Annotated in this window: 7 protein-coding genes; 3 read left to right on the top strand and 4 right to left on the bottom strand. The window is 49.5% G+C overall.

Features of this window, described 5'->3' with window-relative positions; all coding sequences use genetic code 11:
* Positions 1 to 2: 2 nt before the first annotated feature.
* From gltB (C9I89_RS14825) to gltB (C9I89_RS14815), 3 genes are all read right to left on the bottom strand, one after another.
* Positions 3 to 4,466 (bottom strand): glutamate synthase large subunit, encoded by a 4,464-nt coding sequence (gltB, locus tag C9I89_RS14825; RefSeq protein ID WP_107284115.1) that lies wholly within the window; start codon positions 4,464 to 4,466, stop codon positions 3 to 5.
* A gap of 358 nt (positions 4,467 to 4,824) precedes the next feature.
* Positions 4,825 to 6,297: a glutamate synthase subunit beta gene (locus C9I89_RS14820; protein WP_107284114.1), complete on the bottom strand. Its 1,473-nt coding sequence runs from the start codon at positions 6,295 to 6,297 to the stop codon at positions 4,825 to 4,827.
* The gene (gene gltB / locus C9I89_RS14815) at positions 6,290 to 10,837 is read right to left on the bottom strand and encodes a glutamate synthase large subunit (protein WP_107284113.1); all 4,548 of its coding nucleotides are present in this window, start codon (positions 10,835 to 10,837) and stop codon (positions 6,290 to 6,292) included. Before gltB (C9I89_RS14815) ends, C9I89_RS14820 begins: the two co-directional genes overlap by 8 nt.
* A 692-nt stretch (positions 10,838 to 11,529) precedes the next feature.
* Here gltB (C9I89_RS14815) and mnmL point away from each other — a divergent pair.
* The 3 genes from mnmL to arcB all read left to right on the top strand — a co-directional run bounded on the left by mnmL (position 11,530) and on the right by arcB (position 17,157).
* Positions 11,530 to 12,471, top strand: coding sequence for a tRNA modification radical SAM protein MnmL/YtqA (mnmL, locus tag C9I89_RS14810; protein WP_107284112.1), 942 nt, complete (start codon positions 11,530 to 11,532; stop codon positions 12,469 to 12,471).
* 307 nt (positions 12,472 to 12,778) lie between these two features.
* A complete protein-coding gene (locus C9I89_RS14805; protein ID WP_245905497.1) occupies positions 12,779 to 14,665 on the top strand; it encodes a sensor domain-containing diguanylate cyclase in 1,887 nt (628 codons plus the stop codon).
* 134 nt (positions 14,666 to 14,799) lie between these two features.
* Positions 14,800 to 17,157, top strand: coding sequence for an aerobic respiration two-component sensor histidine kinase ArcB (gene arcB / locus C9I89_RS14800; protein ID WP_107284111.1), 2,358 nt, complete (start codon positions 14,800 to 14,802; stop codon positions 17,155 to 17,157).
* Positions 17,158 to 17,276: 119 nt separating this feature from the next.
* Here the strand turns inward: arcB and arcA are convergent, their stop codons facing one another.
* On the bottom strand, positions 17,277 to 17,996 hold the full coding sequence (arcA, locus tag C9I89_RS14795; RefSeq protein WP_107284110.1) for a two-component system response regulator ArcA: 720 nt from the start codon (positions 17,994 to 17,996) through the stop codon (positions 17,277 to 17,279).
* Positions 17,997 to 18,110 lie beyond the last annotated feature (114 nt).

The raw sequence follows: 18,110 nt of genomic DNA, 5'->3' as shown, positions 1-18,110 counted from the left end.
CCTTATTGTGCTTGAACGCGCAGCTCGGCAGCTGAACGGCTTTGATGACCCAAGAGGGTATTGACGTCGGCAGACTTTGGTTTTGCCAGATAGAACTTAGGGATCCACCGGTCGAAATCTGCCAGGATCTCCTGAGCCCGGCTTGAGCCTGTCTCTTCCAGATGACGATCTATCAGGCCCCGCAGGTGTTCTTGGTGAATTTTCAGATTATCCAGCGGCAGTGTATCAATCAGCTCCTGGTTCACCCGACCTGCGAAATCGCCGTCTTCATCGAGGATGTAGGCAAATCCTCCCGTCATTCCGGCACCGAAGTTAACCCCGGTTTTACCTAATATCGCGACAATACCGCCAGTCATGTATTCACAGGCGTTGTCGCCTGCCCCTTCAACGATGGCTATCGTGCCGGAGTTTCGTACCCCGAATCGTTCACCGGCGGTACCTGCGGCAAACAATTTGCCCCCGGTCGCGCCATACAGGCAGGTGTTGCCGATAATCGTCGCTTCATGAGACTTAAATGCGGAGCCCATCGGCGGCCTGATGACGATCTTGCCGCCAGTCATACCTTTGCCGACGTAGTCGTTGGCATCACCGGTCAGATACAGGTTCAGTCCGCCGGCATTCCAGACGCCGAATGACTGGCCCGCAGTGCCGGTCAGGTGCAGGTTGATTGGCTGAGAGGCCATCCCCTGATTGCCATAACGCAGGGCAATTTCACCAGACAGACGGGCACCAATCGACCGGTCGGTATTGCGGATACTATGGAACAGCTCCGCACCGCTGCGACGTTCAATCGCCGGTAATGCTTCAGTGAGCAGGGTATTGCTTAATACTGCGGGATCAAACGGGGTGTTTGGTTCGCTGCAATACAGGGTTTTACCTTCGACGGGGGTGGGCGCATGCAGCAGGCCACTCAGATCCAGCTTGTTTTGTTTGGCGGTAACCCCTTCGATCACGGCGAGCAGATCGGTGCGGCCGATCAGATCGGTCAGTTTTTCTATGCCCAGGCTGGCGAGTAATTCACGCACTTCCTGGCCTAAACCAATAAAGTAATTCATCACCTGCTTCGGCAGACCTTTAAAGAAGTCACGGCGCAGCGTCTCATCCTGGGTGGCGACCCCGGTGGCGCAGTTATTAAGGTGGCAGATACGGAGGTATTTACAGCCCAGAGCCACCATAGGTGCCGTTCCAAAGCCGAAACTTTCCGCCCCCAGAATGGCGGCTTTGACCACATCGAGACCGGTTTTCAGGCCGCCATCAACTTGCAGACGAATTTTATGGCGTAACCCGTTGGCGACCAGTGCTTGCTGGGTTTCGGCTAAACCGAGTTCCCATGGGCTGCCGGCATATTTCACCGAGCTTAACGGACTGGCACCGGTACCGCCGTCGTAACCGGAGATCGTGATCAGATCAGCATAGGCTTTAGCGACACCCGTTGCGATAGTGCCCACGCCGGGTTCAGAAACCAGTTTGACCGATACCATGGCCTTTGGGTTGACTTGTTTTAAGTCGAAGATCAGCTGGGCCAGATCCTCGATTGAATAAATATCGTGATGTGGAGGGGGGGAGATCAGGGTGACCCCCGGAACGGCAAAACGCAGTTTAGCGATCTCAGTCGTGACTTTGTGGCCAGGCAGCTGGCCGCCTTCACCGGGTTTCGCGCCTTGAGCAACTTTGATCTGAATGACATCAGCATTGACGAGATAGTGGGGTGTTACGCCAAAACGACCCGATGCCACCTGCTTGATACGAGAGTTACGCTCATTACCAAAGCGACGCGGGTCTTCGCCCCCCTCACCGGAGTTGGAGCTGCCGCCTAAGCGGTTCATGGCAATAGCCAGGGCTTCGTGAGCTTCCGGGCTGAGGGCACCAATTGACATAGCTGCAGAGTCAAAGCGTTTATATAACTCCGTGGCGGCTTCAACCTGTTCCACTTCGATCGGGTCTTCTGGCTCTTTGAGTTTCAGCAGATCACGAATTGCAGAGATTGGACTCTTATTGACGATAGTGGCAAACGCAAGGTAATCCTGGTAATTACCTGTTTTAACGGCCTTCTGCAGGGTGCTGACGACGTCGGGATTGTAGGCGTGGAACTCCCCGCCATGAACATATTTCAGCAGACCACCGTGTTCAATCGGTTTGCGTTTCAGCCAGGCTCGGCGCGACAGGTTAAACAGATCCTGCTGGAAGTCTTCGAAGCTGGCACCGGATATGCGGCTTGAGACCCCTTTAAAGCACAGATCAATGACTTCCTGATGCAGTCCAACTGCTTCAAACAGCTGGGAGCAACGGTAAGAGGCGACGGTGGAAATCCCCATTTTCGACATGATCTTATACAGGCCTTTGTTCATGCCGTCGCGGAAGTTCATCATTATTTCACGGTAGGGTTTGGTAATCGCACCGTTGTCGATGAGTTTTCCCAGTGATTCATACGCTAAATAGGGATAAACCGCAGTGGCACCGAAGCCGATGAGTACTGCGAACTGGTGCGGATCGCGAGCGGTGGCCGTTTCCACGATCATGTTGGCATCGCAACGTAAATTAGTTGCCACTAAGCGGCTTTGCACTGCGCCCACCGCCATCACCGCCGGGATCGGCAGCTTGTCTGGGTCAATGCCGCGGTCAGACAGTACGATCAGCACGGTGCCGCTGCGGACCAGGCGTTCAGCCTGATCGCACACATCATTAATGGCTTGCTTGAGGTTTTTCTCGTTCGGATCATAGTTGATATCGATGATGCTGTTGCGATAGTAATGGCTATCGAGCTCCAGCAACTGAACCAGATCGGAGTACAGCAGTACGGGGGAGTTGAAGGCCACCCGATAGGCATGGCCGTCGGTTTCACTGAACACGTTCATTTCACGGCCGATACAGGTTGCCAGCGACATCACGTGTTTTTCACGTAACGGGTCGATGGGCGGGTTGGTGACCTGAGCAAACATCTGGCGGAAGTAATCGGTGACGGCGCGCTCTTTCGAAGACAGTACGGCCATCGGCGCGTCATCCCCCATTGAACCTGTCGGCTCCTGGCCATTTTCACCGACAACCCGCAATACCTGATCAAGCTCTTCACGGTTAACACCGAAGAGTTTCTGGTAGGTATTGAGTTCATTATCATCGAAGGAGCGGTGGCCGACCTGATCGTCACCAAGATCTTTGAATGGGATCAGGCGTTTGACGTGGCTGTCCATCCATTTTTTGTATGGATGGCGGCTCATCAGTTCGTTATCGATGTCATTGGAATGCCAGATCTTGCCAAACTTAGTATCTATAACCAGCAGCTCCCCCGGTCCGACACGGCCTTTCTCTGCGACTTCATCGGGGGCGTAATCCCAGATCCCCACTTCTGAGGCGAGGGTGATCAGCTTGTCTTTGGTGATCACGTAGCGGGCAGGGCGCAGTCCGTTACGGTCAAGGTTACAGGCGGCATAACGGCCATCTGACATTACGATACCGGCCGGGCCATCCCACGGCTCCATATGCATGGAGTTAAAGTCGTAGAATGCGCGAAGTTCGGGTTCCATATCCGGGTGGTTCTGCCATGCAGGTGGAACCAGCATGCGCATCGCACGGAACAGATCGAGACCACCGGCCAGAAATAGCTCCAGCATGTTATCGAGGCTGGAAGAATCCGAGCCGGTTTCGTTAACAAACGGTGTGGCGGTTTGCAGATCCGGCAGCAAGGGGGAAGCAAATTTGTATGCGCGTGCCCGCGCCCACTGGCGATTACCGGCAATGGTATTGATCTCACCGTTATGAGCTAAGTAACGAAATGGCTGAGCCAGTGGCCAGCGGGGTTGGGTATTGGTCGAGAAGCGCTGGTGGAACAGACAGATGGATGATTCCAGCCGTAAATCAGCGAGATCGGTATAGAACTTCGGCAAGTCAGCAGGCATACATAAGCCTTTGTAGACAGTGACTTGCGTCGACAGGCTGCAGATGTAGAAATCAGGATCGTCAGTAATGCGTTTTTCAATGCGGCGCCGGGCAATATACAGGCGGCGATCGACATCTCGTGGCTTCCAGCCCGCTGGTGCATTAATGAATACCTGCTCAATATCAGGCAAAGATTCTGTGGCAATGGGGCCTAATACCCGCGGGTTGATTGGCACTTCACGCCAGCCAGTAATTGATAGGGTTTCTTTGGCGAGTTCTTCGTTGATAATGATCCGGGCTTGTTCGGCCCTGACGGGGTCCTGGCTGAGAAACAACATGCCGATGGCAAATTCGCGTGCGAGTTTCCAGCCTTTTTCCTCCGCGACAATACGGTAAAAGCTCTCGGGCTTTTTCATTAACAGACCGCAGCCGTCACCGGTTTTGCCATCAGCCGCAATACCACCACGGTGGGTCATACGATCCAATGCCGATATCGCGGTACGAACAAGTTTGTGGCTGGTTTCGCCCCCAATATGGGCAATTAAACCAAAACCACAGTTATCTTTTTCCAGCGTTGGGTCATACAGTGTCATTGCAACTCTCCCTTGCTTCCGCCCAGCTCAGCTGAGCTGGGTTACTGCATAATTATGACAACCTCCCTGATCGTCATTTCTGCTTCCAGCAACTTTCAAGTTAACGGCAATTTACAAAAAGATCAAATAACCATTACATCCTGTCTTTGTTTCAGTAATTACAGCAGATTTTTCTGATTAGGCATTGTTTTTTGATGGCCTAAGTTTGGTTTAGTCTTTCATTTACATTTTTCAGGGGGGGAAGGCTGAGTGTTAGGTAGGGTAAGGGTGATTTAACTCGTTCAAGTTGCCGGTTTGGTATACAAAAAAGCCAGCTCACAAGAGCTGGCTTTTATATAAAGTGCAATCAGATGTCTGATCAGGCTCGTGACAGCATCAGTGAATGAGCTTTCGCTTCCAGATTGGTATTACCCATCAGGAAGTCATCGATTTCACGGGCACATTCGCGGCCTTCATTGATACAACGAACGACCAGAGACTGGCCGGTACGCATGTCACCTGCGGCAAAGACACCTTTCTGGCTGGTGGCAAAACCTGTTGTTGCGACATTGCCACGTTCATCCAGTTTGATGTCCAGCTGGGCTAAGACACCGGAAGGTTCCGGATGTAAGAAACCCATCGCCAGAAATGCCATGTCACATGGAATGATGCGCTCAGAGCCGACGACTTCATCAAAGCCAGGACGCTCATCGGGTTTCGCTTCCTGCCACTGAATATCTGCAATACGCAGGGCTTTCACGTTACCGGCTTCATCACCGATGAACTCTTTAGTCAGAATATTCCAATGACGCTCACAGCCTTCTTCATGTGAAGTGGATGTTTTCATGATCATTGGGTAAGACGGCCAGGGTTGATGAGCAGGACGCTTCTCAGGTGGGATCGGCATGATCTCGACCTGAGTAACACTTACCGCGCCATGGCGGTTAGAGGTTCCGACACAGTCCGAGCCGGTATCACCGCCGCCGATAACCACAACATGCTTACCTTTAGCGTGAATTTCTTCACTCTTAAGAGCCATGTCGTTGGCACGGCGGTTATTTTGCGCAAGGAATTCCATCGCATAATGAACCCCCTTAAGCTCACGGCCGGGGATTGGCAGGTTACGTGGTACGGTTGCGCCGCCCGTTAGCAGTACAACATCAAAATCCTGACGAAGCTGCAGGGCATTAATCTCAACACCGACATGGGCGTTGACCTCGAACTTAATTCCCGCTTCGGCCATTAAGTTGATTTTACGGTCAATGATATCCATACCCAGTTTGAAATCCGGAATACCAAAACGCAGCAGACCGCCGACTTTTTCATCCCGTTCAAACACAGTCACGCAGTGACCGGCACTGTTCAGCTGTTCAGCTGCTGCCAAACCCGCCGGGCCCGAACCGATAATCGCAATGGTTTTACCGGTACGAGAACGCGGTGTTTTCGGCTTGGCGTATCCTTCGCGGTACGCCGTCTCAACGATTGTTTTTTCGATATTACAGATAGTGATCGGGTCTTGGTTAATCCCCAATACACAGCCACTTTCACAAGGGGCCGGGCAGACACGACCGGTAAACTCAGGGAAGTTATTGGTAGAACTTAGAATGTTCCACGCTTCTTCCCAGCTGTCACGATAAACCGCATCATTGAATTCGGGAATGATGTTGCCAATCGGGCATGAGTTATGACAGAAAGGCACACCGCAATCCATACAACGTGATGCCTGCTTATTGATCTTAGTGCCAAACTCTTGATTCAAGACAAACTCTTTATTGTCTTGAATGCGAACGCTTGGATCTAACTTTTGTGGCAGTTCACGGCCAACTTCTAAAAATCCTGTAGGCTTACCCATTTACGGCCTCCAACTCTTCCTTGTTTTCTGCATCAGCTTTACGCTGCTGCAGTACAGCTTTGTAATCCCTTGGCATCACTTTCACCATTTTTTGAAGGTTCGCTTCAAAGTTGGAAAGGAAAGTTTCAGCCACCGTACTACCCGTTAGCTCAATATGTTTGGTGAGCATCTCTTTGAGCAAGTCTTGGTCTTCTTGCTCAATCGGGTCAAGATCAACAAGCTCTGGATTCAGCTTAGTTTCGAAATCATCGAATTGGTCCCAAACATACGCCACACCGCCACTCATACCGGCTGCGAAGTTTCGTCCTGTCTGGCCAAGGATAACGGCAACACCGCCAGTCATGTATTCACAGCCGTGATCACCCACACCTTCAACCACGACTCTCGCGCCTGAGTTACGGACACAGAAACGCTCGCCCGCTAAGCCGCGGATGTAAGACTCTCCCGAGGTCGCACCGTAGAAGCAGACGTTACCCACAACGATGTTATCTTCCGGGATAATGTCGGATTTCGCATTCGGATAAAGTACCAGTGTTCCGCCAGAGAGGCCTTTACCCCAGTAATCGTTGGCATCGCCTTCGACTTCGAAGTTCACGCCTTTCGCGAGGAAGGCGCCGAAACTCTGGCCTGCCGAGCCATTGAACTTGACGTTCATTGGTTGTGGTAACCCTTGGTCTTTATAGATTTTTGAAATCTCGTTCGACAGCATGGTTCCGGTACTTCGGTCGGTGTTGATGATGTCAAATTCAACGTCGACTTGTTTGCCTTCGTAAAGTGCAGGCGCTGCAGCTTTAATCAGTTTACGGTCAAGGACATTTTCTAAGTTATGTTCTTGTTGGCGCTGATTGTAGATCCCGTCGTCTTCACGTGCCGGTTCGTTAAATAGCACAGGGCTCAGATCAAGATTCTTGTATTTCCAGTGGCTGATATCGTCACGGATTTTCAGTTTGTGAGATTGACCCACCATCTCTTCAATGGTGCGGAAGCCTAGCTCAGCCATCACTTCACGCAGGCCTTCGGCCATGTACTGGAAGAAGGTGACAACATCATCTACGCGACCATCAAAGCGCTCACGCAATGTTTTGTTTTGGGTCGCGATACCGACAGGGCAGGTATTCTTATGACACTTACGCATCATGATACAGCCTTCAACAACCAATGCAGCGGTTGCGACACCCCACTCTTCAGCCCCCAGCAGTGTGGCTACTGCAAGGTCGCGAGGTGTTTTCATCTGACCGTCTGACTGAACAACGATACGGTTACGCAGGCCGTTTTTCAGCAGGGTCTGATGAGTTTCAGCCAGACCAAGTTCCCAAGGTAAACCGGTGTGGCGAATTGATGAGATTGGCGATGCACCGGTACCGCCATCGAAACCGGCAATCAGCACGACGTCAGCTTTTGCTTTCGCGACACCCGAGGCAATCGTACCGACACCGGCTTCTGATACCAGCTTGACGTTTACGCGACCCTTGCGGTTCGCATTCTTCAAATCGTAGATCAGCTGAGCCAAATCTTCGATTGAGTAGATATCGTGGTGTGGCGGTGGTGAAATCAGGCCTACTCCAGGGGTGGAGTGACGGGTAGCACCAATCCAATCATCGACTTTATCACCCGGTAGCTGACCCCCTTCGCCAGGCTTCGCGCCCTGAGCCATCTTGATCTGAATTTCGTCAGAGTTAGTCAGATAGTAAGAGGTTACACCAAAGCGGCCTGAAGCGACCTGCTTGATCGCAGAGCGTTCCCAGTCACCGTTATCTTTCTTCTCGAAGCGATCCGGATCTTCACCGCCTTCACCGGAGTTAGACTTCGCGCCGATGCGGTTCATGGCAACGGCCAGTGTAGAGTGTGCTTCGTAGGAGATAGAGCCAAAGCTCATAGCGCCTGTTGCGAAACGCTTCAGGATGCTCTCAATGGGTTCTACTTCAGCCAACGGAATGGAACCTGCCGGGTTTTTAATGAACTCAAGCTGGCTACGCAGGGTTGCCGCGTGGTCACCTTGAGAATCAACCGCATGGCAGTATTCTTTAAACTGGCTGTAATCTTTGCCGCGGGTGGATTGTTGCAGCAGTGAAATCGTTTCAGGGTTGAACAGGTGCTTTTCACCACGCTGTTTCCACTGGTAGACACCGCCCACGTCCAGCATTTGGATTGGGATCTCGCGCGTCGGGTAACCGACACGGTGACGAATCAGTACTTCCTGGGCAATGTCATCGATGGTCAGACCCTGAATTCGGGAAACGGTACCGGTGAAGTATTTATCAACAACGGCTTTGCTGATCCCCAGCGCTTCAAAGATTTGCGCGCCGTGGTATGACTGCAGAGTTGAAATACCCATCTTCGAGAAGATCTTAAGCAGGCCGCCATTCACACCTTTACGGTAGTTATTGAATAACTCGTCTGTTGGCAGCTCTGGGTCTAGCTTGCGCTTTTTCTGCAGATCAACCAGCGTTTCTGTTACCAGGTACGGGTTAACCGCGTTAGCACCGTAACCGACCAGGGTGGCAAAGTGGTGCGTTTCACGTGCGTCACCGGTTTCAACAATGATGTCACACTTAGCTCGTAGGCCTTTGCGGATCAGGTGGTGATGCACAGCACCTACCGCAAGCATCGCAGGGATCGCAGCATGGTTTGAGTTAACCGCCCGGTCCGTCAGAATGATGATTGAGTAGCCGTCAAGTACGGCATCTTCTGAGTACTGACAAATACGCTTTAGCGCTCGTTCTAATTTGCCTTGCTCACCATTGGCACGGAATACGATATCCAGTGTTTTAGCCTGCAAGTGCTCTTTGTCGATAGCTCGCAGTTTTTCAAGTTCAGCGTTTGATAGTACCGGAGATTCCAGTTCTACTTTCTGGCAGTGCTCGGGTGTTTCTGTCAGCAGGTTCTGATCTTTACCGAGGTAAGTGTTCAGCGACATCACCATGCGCTCACGGATCGGATCGATCGGCGGGTTGGTGACCTGGGCAAATAGCTGCTTGAAGTAGTTCGACAAGTGCTGTGATTGATGCGAAAGGATCGCCAGTGGCCAGTCGGCCCCCATAGCCCCGAGAGGCTCGTAAGCTGTTTTTGCCAGAGGAACGATGATTTCGTTCACTTCTTCAGAGCTCATACCAAACGCTTGTTGGTGGTGAAGAAGACGTTCTGGTGTCGGCTGGTGGTGCATGTTATCAGCTTCAGGTAGCGCTTTCAGAGTCAGCAGGTTGTCTTTGACCCACTGCTCATAAGGCTGTGCTGTCGCAATGCTGTCTTTTACTTCTTCATCAGAAATAATCCGGCCTTGTTCCAGATCGGCAACGAAGATACGGCCTGGTTGCAGACGACCACGGAACTGAACGTTTTCCGGTTCGATTTCAACCACGCCTGATTCCGATGCCATCACCAGGAAGTCATCTTTGGTCACGGTATAACGTGACGGGCGCAGACCGTTACGGTCAAGTGTTGCACCGACCTGAACACCATCGGTGAAACAGACAGACGCCGGGCCATCCCAGGGTTCCATAACGTTAGCGTGGTACTGATAGAACGCACGACGTTTCGGATCCATGTTTTTGTTTTCTTGCCACGCTTCAGGGATCAGCATCATCAATGCGTGTGGCAGGCTACGGCCAGAAAGAACCAGAAGCTCCAGTGCCATGTCGAAGTTAGATGAATCTGAACTGCCTTCCTGGCAGATAGGAAGGAGCATGTCGATCTCTTGCTGACTGAACAGGTCAGATTCAAGGATCGCTTCACGTGCTTTCATCCAGTTCAGGTTGCCGCGAACAGTATTGATTTCACCGTTGTGGGCAATGTAACGGAATGGTTGAGCCAGGCGCCATCTTGGGAAGGTGTTGGTCGAGAAACGAGAATGCACCAATGCCAGCGCGGTAACCATGGATGGGTTTTGCAAGTCTAAGAAATACTGCGGTACTTGTTCAGTGGTTAGCTGGCCTTTATAGACCAAGGTTTTATACGACAATGAGTTGATGTAGAAATCATCGCCGATATTTGAAATGCTTTCGAGGCAGACACGAACGGTATAGTTACGAAGTACATACAGTTTACGTTCAAGTACGGCAGGGTCTAAGTTTGCACCGCCGGTAATAAATACGTGTTCAAACTGTGGTTCAGTGCTGAGTGGATCTTCACCAATCATTGAGTTGTCGACCGGCAATACGCGATAGCCAATCACTTCAAGATCAAGGCGCTTTGCATTACGCTCTAAAATATCGCGACACTGCTGACGTTTGTGCTCGTCTTTAGGGAATAGCACAACACCGACACCGTATTTATCAAATGACGGTAGTTTAATGCCTTGTTTTACCGTTTCTTCTAATAAAAACTCATGGGGCTTTTGCAGAAGAATACCGGCACCGTCACCACTGCATGGATCGCAACCCTGACCACCGCGGTGCTCCATACGAGCGAGCATGTCGAGGGCTTGAGTTACAATCTCGTGAGATTTACGGTTTTTCAGGTGGGCGACAAAGCCGATACCGCAGGCATCGTGTTCCAATTCAGGCACATAGAGTCCCTGGGCGTTAAGCTCTTGATCTGTCATAGATACATCCTTCCAGTTTCAACAAGCCCTTATCCAAAGGCTTGGTTATCCCTAATCTTATTGTCACATTTTCATCGAGCTTTATACGCGGACGGCCTGTCCGGCTCACTGATGAGATGCGCGTTTGCTATGGGATGAAGTTCTTATTCATTAGCAAACTAAATTCTGAAGTGCTTTTGACCTGGTATGCAAAAACACTGCAGTTTTGCCAAATGGGCGGCATAAATCACTATTTTACGAGGAGATTTAGTCACATTTGTTGTTCATAATTTGCACACAAGTGTAACTATCCTACATTTTTGACACATTAATTACCAACAAAAATTAGCGCCAGATTGGCATTAAATCCCCATCATCTGCATTTAATCCGTTTCAATATGACTGGATATTCGATAATGGTTCTCACTATGAATACTGACCGGCCTGAGTACGCACTAACCCTTATTTTTTTCATGGTTTTATGGTGGAGCTAAAGAATATTATCTGTAGTTTTTTATCAACAATAAAAAGGCATTACCTTGGTGGTATGAGATATACGTTTTTTTCTTGCTTTGGCACAACATTCAGTGGCGGCTGTGATGTTACTCTGCGCGACTTTAAAATGCCCCTGCACAATGCTCGCAGGTTATTTCGCATGCTCCTTGTGGAGAACTGGCGACAACACATACAGAGATAAAAACTTAGGTGAAATGATGCAGCTGCACGAATTAGTCAATACATTTGGACAAGACCTCCAACGTCGCTATGGGGAGAAGGTGCATAAACTGACCCTGCATGGTGGCTTTAGTTGTCCAAATCGCGATGGCACGATCGGACGGGGCGGTTGTACTTTTTGTAATGTAGCTTCTTTTGCGGATGAACAAGCCCAGTATTTACCTATTAGCCAGCAACTTGCTCAACGTGCCGCTCAAACGGACAGGGCGAAGCGTTATCTGGCTTATTTTCAGGCTTATACCAATACCTACGCTGAAGTTCAGCTGCTGAAAAATATGTATGAAGAGGCATTGCAAGCTGCAGATATTGTTGGTCTGTGTGTGGGAACTCGTCCCGACTGTGTTCCCGACGCGGTATTGGATTTACTAGCGGGGTATTGTCAGCAAGGGTATGAAATCTGGCTTGAGCTCGGGTTGCAAACAGCCAACGATAAAACCTTAAAACGGATTAATCGCGGGCATGATTTTGCTTGCTATGAGCAAGTCACAAAGCGTGCTCGTGCAATGGGGATCAAAGTGTGTACCCATTTGATTGTTGGGCTGCCGGGCGATACGAAAGACGATAATCTCGATACCATCAGGCGCACGATAGCCGTTGGTGTTGATGGCATTAAGCTTCATCCTTTGCATATTGTGGAAGGAAGTAAAATGGGACAAGCCTGGAAAGCCGATCGCCTTGAAGCGCTGAGCCTTGAAAAGTATGTCGATATTGCTTCTGAGATGATCCGTCTGACCCCCCCTGATGTGGTTTATCATCGTGTCTCTGCCAGCGCACGTCGTCCCACATTGTTAGCCCCTACGTGGTGTGAAAACCGCTGGTTGGCGATGACTGATATCGGTCGGAATCTGGATCAGCTCGGCGCGCAGGGGACAGCTTTGAACCAGCCATTCGTGTATCAGCCTGTTACCCCTAAAAAATAGTGACCTGTGTCATATTCACCTTATCGCGGCCTTTCCCGTGACAGCCAGCTTCAAATGCAGACCCCCGCATTTTGAAGCTGTTTTTGAACAACTGCTCATCCCTCTTGGTGAGCGTTATGCTTTCTTATTTGCTTTTTAATAAAATAGCGGCATAAACATACTGAGTAATTGCAATTATGTTAGATTAGCCCGGCGTCATCAATTAACTGATTGATAACAGCTTGTTGTATTCGAGGCTGTATTGGGTTGGTTGTATATGCCTGATGGTGTGATCAGGTGAGTTGTTACTGCTGTTCGGGAATGCGCGGTGTTTTTTAGTCGTAGTTTGATCATATTTGCCTTATTACTCTGCCCTTCACCGGGCTGGGCTGCTTTTTCCGTTGCGGATATGGCCAGTCCGATCCTTGTTTTTACCCTGATGGTCCTGCTTATTCTCCTGGGCAGCGCCGTACTTGTACTCGTCTTGCATAATATTGAAGCCTCTTCATTTAAAAAAATGTATGCCACTCTGACGAATATGCCCGTTGCGGTCGTGATCGTCAGAAGTAAAGACGGCGCGCTGTTATATGCCAATAAAACCTGCCGGGAGTTGATCGGTGCACGTAAAGTCGGTAGCAGCTATTTTTATCCGGATGATATCGAACCCCAGATGATCTGCGATGTGCTACGCCCTTATAGCCATGACAAAAGAGGGCGAGGCAGAAGTGAGGTGCTGCAGTTATCGGATCGGATGGCATTGAAATTACAGGTTTCAGGTCAGCAGGTGCGCTATAAGTGGCAGTCAGCCTGGATGCTGTTTTTGTTCAAGCCACAAGATCAACAGTCAACCCAAACCCAGCTGGAGCAAGAGCAGCGGGTATTCCAGAGCGTACTTAACTCACTCTCGGAGTTAGTCTACTTCCAGGATAACGCGGGCAATATTCTCGGAACCAATAAAGCATTTGATCGATTCTGGCGCGGGCGAGTTAATGAAGGCTTGATCGACAGTGACGAAATGTCGTATTCAGCCGAAGCGTCATTATCAGGCAATAACTCGACCCATACCTGGACGACCTCGCCGGATGGTTCAAGTCGGCTACTGGAAACGAATAAGACGTTACTTATTGATGATCACGGCGAAACCATCGGTACCTTGAGTATCAGCCATGATGTGACCGACTGGCATGAGATGCAGGAAAGTCTGAAGCAAGAAATTGAGAAACGGGAAGTTACAGAGCAAGCACTTGCCCAGCGAAATAACCTATTGGATACGATCTTAAGTGCGAGCCAGGATCCTATTGGTCTGTTTAACGAGCACTGGGTCTATGTCGGTTGTAACGAACCGTTTGCTCAATCGCTCGGTTATACCCAGGAAGAGTTGCTGGGTAAAGTGGCTTCTGATGTGCTTGAACCGGATAAATGGGAAATATTTGAAGGCATCGATCGTGAAGTGATGGAAAAAGGAGTCACCAGCAAGACCGAAGATTACGTTATCTTAGAAGACGGTACGCCAATTTGGTACGAGGTCGCGAAATCTCCCTATTGTGACCCAACTGATGGCTCTGTGGGCGTATTGATCATGGCACGCGATGTCACTGAGCGTAAAATGGCGGAGCAACAATTAGCCGACGCGATCATGGAGCTTCAGGAACTCAGCTTTGTTGATAGCCTGACTAAAGTCGCCAACCGCCGTAGTTTTGATGAGCTGTTGCGCAGAATGTGGCATAACCACGTCCGAGAACAAAAGTCGCTGACGTTGATTTTATGCGATATCGACTACTTTAAGGCTTTTAATGATAACTATGGTCATCAGCAAGGTGATTTTGCCCTGCGGGAAGTGGCAAAAGTGCTGCGCAGTGTCATACACCGTGAAACTGACGAGGTCGCCCGTTACGGCGGGGAAGAGTTTGCCTTCCTGCTGCCAAATACTGATTTAAAAGGCGGCGAAGTCGTGGCCGCAAATATTCACCGACAGCTGGCAGCCAGAGGGATTACTCATCAGTATTCTGATGTGGACACGAAACTGACGGTTAGCCTTGGGGTGGCAACGCTCATCCCGCTGCCTTCACAGGACTATGGTGAGCTGGTCGAAATGGCTGATATTGCGATGTATAAAGCGAAAGCCGCAGGACGTAACTGTACGATGTCCCTGTCTGATAACGACGAATTGAACAATGACAGTAATTATACCCACCACAATGTAACCTACATGTAATTTTAGAGTCTGCAATTGCAGGATTTTCTGGGCAGGAATAACAACATTAAAGTATAACTGTGGGACTTATCCTTTGGATCTGTCACTACGCACGATATTATCGAATGAAGCACTTCTAGGCTACGGGTTAAATAATGAAACAAATCAAAGTATTGGCTCAGTTCTATGTCGACTTGCTGGTTAAGTTAGGCATTGTGCGGTTCAGTATGCTACTGGCGCTGGCCTTGGTGGCTCTTGCTGTGGTGGTTCAGGTCGGTGTGACCTTAGTGCTTCAGGGTGAAGTGCTTGACATTGATATTGTCCGTTCGGTGTTTTTCGGTTTGTTGATCACACCATGGGCTGTTTACTTCTTATCAGTGGTGGTGGATCAGTTAGAAGATTCCCGCCAGCGCCTGTCTAAACTTGTGACCAAGCTGGAAGAGATGCGCTCCCGTGATATGCAGCTGCATAAACAGCTACAGAGCAATATCACACAGTTGAATCAGGAAATTGAAGAACGAGAGAAAGCGGAAGAAGCCCGCCAGCTCGCGATGCAAGATTTAGAAAATGAGGTATACCAGCGTGAAAATGCTCAGCTTGAGCTGGCAGAGCAGAGTGCATTGGTAAAGTCATTCCTCGATGCTTCACCGGATCTGATCTATTACCGCAATGAAAAAGGCGAATTTTCCGGTTGTAACCGGGCGATGGAAGAGTTGACGGGTAAAACAGAAAAACAGCTGGTGGGTTTGACCCCGTGGGATGTCTATAGCAAGGAAGTTGCCACGAAAATCGCTGAAACGGATCAGCAGGTGTTTAAGCAAAATGTTTCCCTCACTTATGAGCAGTGGCTGGAATACCCTGACGGAGGAAAAGCGATATTTGAATTACGTAAAGTGCCGTTTTACAGCCGTGACGGACGCCGTTTAGGGCTGATGGGATTTGGCCGGGATATTACCGAGCGTAAGCAGTATCAGGATGCACAGGAAAAAGCCAGTCGCGATAAGACCGCCTTCATTTCAACCATTAGCCATGAATTACGTACCCCGTTAAATGGTATTGTCGGTTTAAGCCGTATGTTGCTGGACACCAAGCTGGATGACGAGCAGCGAGGCTACATGCGAACCGTTCATGTCAGTGCAATCACCTTAGGTAATATTTTTAACGACATTATCGATATGGATAAGTCGGATCGCCGTCGTTTGGAGTTGTTGCCTAAGCCCTTGGACTTTCATGAATTTGTTGCCGATATGGAAAATATTTCCAGTTTAATGGCAGAGCAGAAAGGGCTGCGTTTTGATTTAGAGCGGTTAACGGAGTTGCCTGCATGCATTGAAGTCGATAGTACCCGCCTACGTCAGGTGTTGTGGAACCTGATCGGTAATGCCACCAAATTCACCAAAGAAGGTGGGGTGGTTCTGTCGATCAGTAGCGAGACCCACGATAACGAGGCTGAGATCATCTTTGAGGTAGAAGATAGCGGTATCGGTATTCCGGCATCAGAGCTGGATAAGATTTTCGCGATGTATTATCAGGTCAAAGAGGGTGACGATAATCTCCATGCCGTGGGTACCGGAATCGGCTTGGCGGTATCGCGTCAGCTGGTGCAGCTGATGGGGGGGGATATTACCGTGACATCAGATGTGGGTGAAGGCAGTACGTTTACCGTCACCATTCGTGTTCCGCTGGTGGAAAGCGTTGATGAAGAGGAAGTGATGCCCGTGGTTCCGCAAGCCAGTTTAAATATCTTAATGGTTGAAGACATTGAGCTGAATATTACCGTTGCCAAGGCATTGCTTGAAAGCCTGGGTCATGACGTTACGGTTGCAATGCGTGGTGATGAGGCCCTGCGGCTGTTTGATCCTGAAATCTTTGATCTGGTTCTGCTCGATATCCAGTTACCGGATATGACCGGTTTTGACATTGCTCAGGCACTGCGTGAAAAGTATGATCATTTGCCAGCTTTAGTGGCATTAACAGCTAACGTCATTAGTGACAAGGCCGAATACCTTGATAAGGGCATGGATGAGGCCCTGAGTAAACCATTGAGCGTTAAAGCTATAACCGATGTGATCCAACGTCTGGTACTGACTTGCTCCCTTGATGAGCCGGATGAGCCTGGGTATGACAATGCGACGGACAGCCCGAGTGATGAGATGATTAATCAGCTGCTTGATCTGGAAATGCTCACCTCTTATGTTGACATTGTTGGTTCAAAACCGGTGTACGAGAGTATCGCGATGTTTGAAAAAATGATGCCGGAGTACATTGCGATCTTAGATTCTAATATGACCGCTAAAGATAAAGACGGTATCAAATTTGAAGCCCATAAAATTAAAGGGGCGGCAGGCTCGATTGGTTTGAAACATATCCAACAGATCGCCCAGAAAGCTCAGTCGCCAGAGCTCCCTGCATGGTGGGAGAACATTAATGATTGGGTTGATGAGATCAAAAATGGTTATCGGAATGATATTCAGGTTTTGAAGGAATGGCTTGCTAAGCAAAAGCAAGCATAGATGCCGCAGCGGGCAAACTATTACTTTACAGCACTAAAAAAGGCTCCCACGGGAGCCTTCTTTCTTTCTAACTGGTTGCTGCTGACAGGTAAGGGGTCTTACCATGGCTGCAATGCCAATTATTCTTCGCCGAGATCACCGCAGAAGCGATAGCCTTCACCGTGAATCGTAGCAATGATTTCAGGGGTATCAGCTACGGATTCGAAGTGCTTACGGATACGACGAATCGTTACGTCAACTGTCCGGTCATGAGGTTTTAGCTCACGGCCCGTCATTTTCTTCAACAGATCAGCACGGGTCTGGATCTTACCCGGGTTTTCACAGAAGTGAAGCAGGGCACGGAACTCAGAACGCGGTAGTTTGAACTGATCACCATTTGGGCTGACTAGAGAGCGGCTGTTAATTTCTAGCGACCAATCGTTGAACTCATATCGCTCTACCAGTTTCTTGTCTTCAGTTGGCAGGCCTTGATTCATTGCACGAGTCAGCAGGTTACGCGCACGAATGGTCAGCTCACGAGGGTTGAATGGCTTGGTGATGTAATCATCGGCACCAATTTCAAGACCCAGGATCTTATCAACTTCATTATCGCGTCCCGTCAGGAACATTAACGCCATATCACCTTGTTCACGCAGTTCTCGCGCGAGTAATAGGCCATTTTTACCTGGAAGATTGATGTCCATGATCACCAGGTGAACATGGTGCTCTGAAAGCATCTGGTGCATTTCAGCGCCATCGTTGGCTTCGAATACCGTGTAACCTTCGGCCTCAAAAATACTTTTAAGGGTGTTACGTGTTACGTGCTCGTCTTCTACAATTAGAATGTGAGGGGTTTGCATTGGCAGTACCTAATTTCAAAAAACTAAAACTGGTCAAAAATAGAATAGTTAAATTCTATAAAAAAAATTCACATACAGGCAAAGTATTAGACAAAATACTTTTATTTACGCTGT

The organism is Photobacterium lipolyticum, from assembly GCF_003026475.1.
Classification (GTDB): Bacteria; Pseudomonadota; Gammaproteobacteria; order Enterobacterales; family Vibrionaceae; genus Photobacterium; species Photobacterium lipolyticum.
This window is presented reverse-complemented; position numbering and strand designations above follow the sequence as displayed.